The organism is Parolsenella sp. (assembly GCF_982402205.1).
Window position 1 is genome coordinate 1 of record NZ_CEVYAT010000132.1, and the last position, 4,581, is coordinate 4,581.

Genomic DNA, 4,581 nt, shown 5'->3' on the forward strand with positions numbered 1-4,581 from the left:
GGACCTCGCGGGCGGCCTGCCCGCGCGTCGCCGCACCACCGTCACCGCCACGCGTGCCGACGGCACCAAGGTGACGTTCGACTGCACCGTGCGCGTCGACACCGCCCTCGAGGGAGCCTTCCTTCGCAGCGGCGGCATCCTTCCCTACGTCTTGGAGGACCTTTCGTGAAGTGCCCTGCCTGCGGCTCTGAAATCGCCGACGGCCAAGATATCTGTCCCGCGTGCCACGCGAACCTCGCGGCCACGCGCGTGATGCCCAAGCTCACAGGCTCATCATGTCCTTCCTGCGGGGCTCTTTTGCCGGCGGGGCAGCAGGTCTGCCCCTCGTGCGGCATGCCCGTCGACACGACGGGAGCCACACGCGTGGCCGACGAACTCGAGCGCCGACGCGCCGAAGAGCTGCGCGCCGAGCGCGAGCGCACCTCGACGCTGCCGCGCATCGAGAGCGCCATCCCCAGCGAGCCCAATCCCCACTCCGAGAGTGCCTACGGGCGCGAGCGCCTGCCCCACACCAAGGTGTTTGCCCTGGCTGCCATCGCGAGCCTGCTCGTCGTGGGCGGAGCGGCGCTGGCCATCGCGCATCCCTGGGACCCCAACCTCACCGACACGCGCGCGACCACTCCCGCCGACACCTCGCAGGCGGGCTTCCCCGGCACGGTTGAGCGCCTCGCCGGGCAGGACCGCGGCACCGCCTCCGCCACGAGCGTGCTGTCCGCGGACGAGGCGACCTTCCAGTCGCTCACCTCGTCCTACGAGGCCCTGGCAGACCTCTCGGCCCGCGCCGACGAGCTCGAGCAGCGCCTGGACGAGAAGGGTACCTCCGGCACGGCCGACGAGCGCTCCCAAGGCGAGCAGGACGCGCTGCAGCTCCAGCTCGACGTGAGCAACGAGGCCACCACCATCGCGGGCATCGACACGCAGACGACCGGCACCTATGCCGACCAGAAGGCCAACGTCTCGACCCTCGCGAGCTGGCTGCGCAACCGCGTCGACGCCATCTACGAAACCTGGAAGCTCTCGGCCGAGAGCGACAACCCCACCGCCGACAAGGACAAGATCATGAAGCCCATGATCGGCAACCGCGCCTCCGACGGCTCCGAGGCCTACGTCAACCTCTTCAAGAAGAACTACGACGCCTGGAAGCCCGATCAGCGCTAGCCGCGTGCCGTGGCGCGCGGCGCCGCGCGTGCCGAATGTGTGAAAGCGTGCTCGTGCTGCTAGAATTAACCAGTTAGTACGCCACATCTCGCGTGCCCTTGTGGCGCGCCTTCACGCCTGGAGGTCTCATGTTCGGCATTCCCGATCCCCTCTACACCCCCGAGTACTCCGTCAAGGGAGATGAGGTCGCCGTCGTCACGACGTCGAAGGGCACCATCCGCGTCCGCCTCGACGGCGAAGGCGCTCCCATTCACGTCGCCAACTTCTGCGAGCTCGCGTGCAGCGGCTTCTATGACGACCTCAAGTTCCACCGCTATGTCCCGGGCTTCGTCATCCAGGGCGGCTGCCCCAACACGCGCGACATGACGAGCGCCGAGGTCGCGAGCGGCCGCGCCGGCCGTGACGGCATGCCCGGCACGGGTGGCCCCGGTTACCGCATCAAGCACGAGTACGACACGAACCCGCGCAACAGCCACGTCGACGGCGCCCTGGCCATGGCCCGCTCGCAGCACCCCGACTCCGCCGGCTCGCAGTTCTATTTCTGCCTTGGCCCGCAGCACATGCTCGATGACGGGTATACCGTCTTTGGAAATACGATCGAGGGCCTCGACGTCATTGGCACCCTGCGCGCGGGCGACGTCATCGAGTCCATCCGCATCGAGCACGAAGCTCTCTAAAGGGGAGGCCATCTTGAACACTCAGGCATTCGATATGGGCAAGGCCGCCTACAAGCGTGGCGACTGGGCGGGCGCGGTGTCCGCGCTCAACGGCGCCAAGGCTGCCGGCGAGTCCTGTGGCGAGGCCGACCACCTGCGCGGCAACGCCCTCATGAAGCTCGGCATGTTCGCTGAGGCCGCGGCCGCCTATGGCGAGGCCCTCTCCGACGCCTCCTACGGTCACGTGGGCGCCCTCAACTGCAACCGCGGCCGTGCCCTCGTGGCCGCCGGCCAGGCCGACGCCGCCGAGGCCTGCTTCCAGGCCGCCGTCGCCGACCCCACCTATCCCACGCCCTACAAGGCCCACGTTGCCCTGGGCAAGCTCTACGAGAGCCGTGGGGCAGCCCTCGAGGCCGGAACCGCCTGGCGCAACGCCGCCATCGATGAGAGCAACCCCGACCCGTCGGGTGCCCTGCTCAACCTCGGCGGATGCTTCATGACGCTCGGTCGTCCCGACGACGCCGTCGAGGCCTACCGCACGGCCCTCGACTTCTCCGTCGAGGGTGGCCAGGGCGCCATCTACGCCGAGCTCGGCCGCGCCTACATGGCCTCCAACCGCCTGACCGAGGCCGTCGACTCCTTCAACAAGGCCGCCGCCGATCCCTCCTACCAGCTCACCGCCGACCAGCAGGTTGCCTACACGGCCGCCCAGAGGGGCCTTTCCGTCCGCCAGGGCAATGGCCCCTCCGAGACCGACCAGCTGCTCGACGCCGCCGGTTACGGCGCGAACTCCCTTGCCGCCAACGACGGCTTTGGCCCCACCACGGCCTCGTACGACCCGCTCGACCCCATGGGCCGCTCCGGCGAGTTCATCCCGAGCCCCGAGGACACGGGCTTCTTCTCCGTCACGGAGGAGGACCTCATGGCCGCCGACAAGGACAAGCGCCAGGCACGTCGCAAGCACAGCCACCGCGGCCTCAAGGTGCTCCTCACGATCCTCATCATCCTGATCGTCCTCGCCGGTGCCGGCGGCTTCGCGTTCTGGCGCGGCTACGGCTGGCCCACGCAGGAGGCCGTCGTCTCCGACATGTTCTCCGCGGCCTCCCAGGGCAACGACATCGCGCCCTACCTCGCTGACTCCGTCTCCTCCGAGCAGAGCTCCGAGATCTCGGCCCTGCTTCCCGCGGGCGCCACGTCGACCGTCTCGGGCGTCGACCGCTCCACCGGCAGCTCCACCGCCCTCGTGACGGCCAGCCTGCCCTCCGGCGGCTCGCAGTCCTACCAGGTCACGCTCGTCCGCAGCGGACTTGGCTGGAAGGTCTCCGGCGTCGAGCTCTCGTTTGCCTCCCAGGGCGCCTCGAGCTCCACGACGACCGGTACGCTCTCGAACTCCACGACCGCCCAGACCGATGCCGCGGCCACCGCGTCGCCCGACACGGAGGCCGCCACCGCCGACGCTTCCACCGAGGCCAACTAGCACGTAGGCCGCAGCGCACGAACCCCGAAAGAACGGATGCTATGTCATTCCTTGACTCCATACTGGGCGAGTACGGTGGCGATCTTGCCATCGACCTCGGAACCGCGAACACGCTCGTGTCCGTTCGCGGCGAGGGCATCGTCATCAACGAGCCGTCCGTCGTGGCCATCGACCAGAGCGAGGAGCGCGTGCTGGCCGTTGGCGCCGACGCCAAGCGCATGGTTGGCCGCACGCCCGGCTCCATCAAGGCCATCCGCCCGCTGAAGGACGGCGTCATCTCGGACTTTGACGTCACCGAGGTCATGCTGCGCTACTTCATCGAGAAGGCCTCCAAGCGTCGCTATCCCTGGAGCCCCCGCCCGCGCGTCGTCGTGTGCGTGCCCTCCGGCGTCACGTCGGTCGAGAAGCGCGCCGTCTTCGAGGCGACCGTCCAGGCCGGCGCCCGCCAGGCGTTCCTCATCGAGGAGCCCATGGCGGCTGCCATCGGCTCCAACCTGCCCATCGAGGACCCGACGGGCACCATGGTCGTCGACATCGGTGGCGGCACGACCGAGGTCGCCGTCATCGCCATGGGCGGCATCGTCGTCTCCCAGTCGATCCGCACGGCGGGCGACGAGTTCGACCAGGTCATCCTCGAACACGTCCGCGACGCCTACAACCTCTCGATTGGCGAGCGCACCGCTGAGGACATTAAGATCAAAGTGGGCTCCGCGGCCCCGCTCAAGGAGGAGCTCGACGTCGAGGTCAACGGCCGCGACGTCATGAGCGGCCTGCCCAAGACGGTCCGCATCGAGTCCGAGGAGATTCGTCGCGCGCTCAACTCGCCGCTCGACCAGGTCACCAAGGCCGTCAAGGATGCCCTCGACGTCACCCCGCCCGACCTCGCGAGCGACCTGATGTACTACGGCATCATGCTCACCGGTGGCGGCGGCCTCCTGCGCGGTCTCGACCAGCGTCTCCGCGAGGAGACGGGCGTCCCGGTCAACGTGAGCCCCACCGCGCTCGAGAACGTCGTGCTTGGCTGCGCCAAGGTGCTCGAGGCCAACGCCCTGTCCGGCGGCTTCGTGCAGAGCTCGGGCAAGTAGGTTCCTGCCCATGGCTCAGCGTTTCTCGGCACCCAAATCGTCCATGGGGCGCGGGTCCTCCAACGGGGTCCCGCGTTCGCTCATAGTGCTCAGCGTCATCTCGCTCGCCCTGTTCGTGCTTGGCGTTCGCGAGGGCGACTCAGGCCTTCTGCACGGCGTGCGCGGCGTCTTCCAGACGGTCGCCACGCCAGCGCGCGTCGTGGGC

4 protein-coding genes and 1 pseudogene are annotated in these 4,581 nt (G+C 68.8%); all 5 read left to right on the top strand.

Features of this window, described 5'->3' with window-relative positions; all coding sequences use genetic code 11:
* The first annotated feature begins 165 nt into the window (after positions 1–165).
* Positions 166–1,158 carry a double zinc ribbon domain-containing protein gene (locus tag AC1VTH_RS06875; RefSeq protein ID WP_481335418.1) on the top strand — a complete coding sequence of 331 codons (993 nt, stop codon included), beginning with the start codon at positions 166–168 and terminating at the stop codon, positions 1,156–1,158.
* 128 nt (positions 1,159–1,286) lie between these two features.
* Positions 1,287–1,835 (top strand): peptidylprolyl isomerase, encoded by a 549-nt coding sequence (locus tag AC1VTH_RS06880; RefSeq protein ID WP_301829148.1) that lies wholly within the window; start codon positions 1,287–1,289, stop codon positions 1,833–1,835.
* Between the two features lie 13 nt (positions 1,836–1,848).
* Positions 1,849–3,291 carry a tetratricopeptide repeat protein gene (locus AC1VTH_RS06885; RefSeq protein WP_481335419.1) on the top strand — a complete coding sequence of 481 codons (1,443 nt, stop codon included), beginning with the start codon at positions 1,849–1,851 and terminating at the stop codon, positions 3,289–3,291.
* A gap of 41 nt (positions 3,292–3,332) precedes the next feature.
* The gene (gene mreB, locus AC1VTH_RS06890) at positions 3,333–4,376 is read left to right on the top strand and encodes a rod shape-determining protein (RefSeq protein ID WP_293673587.1); all 1,044 of its coding nucleotides are present in this window, start codon (positions 3,333–3,335) and stop codon (positions 4,374–4,376) included.
* Positions 4,377–4,386: 10 nt separating this feature from the next.
* A pseudogene (locus tag AC1VTH_RS06895) lies at positions 4,387–4,581 on the top strand (hypothetical protein); the annotation flags it as partial.

Excerpts from the sequence above, each read along its gene's own strand:
- mreB (WP_293673587.1), top strand. The coding sequence starts at position 3,333 with ATGTCATTCCTTGACTCCATACTGGGCGAGTACGGTGGCGATCTTGCC.
- AC1VTH_RS06880 (WP_301829148.1), top strand. The coding sequence starts at position 1,287 with ATGTTCGGCATTCCCGATCCCCTCTACACCCCCGAGTACTCCGTCAAG.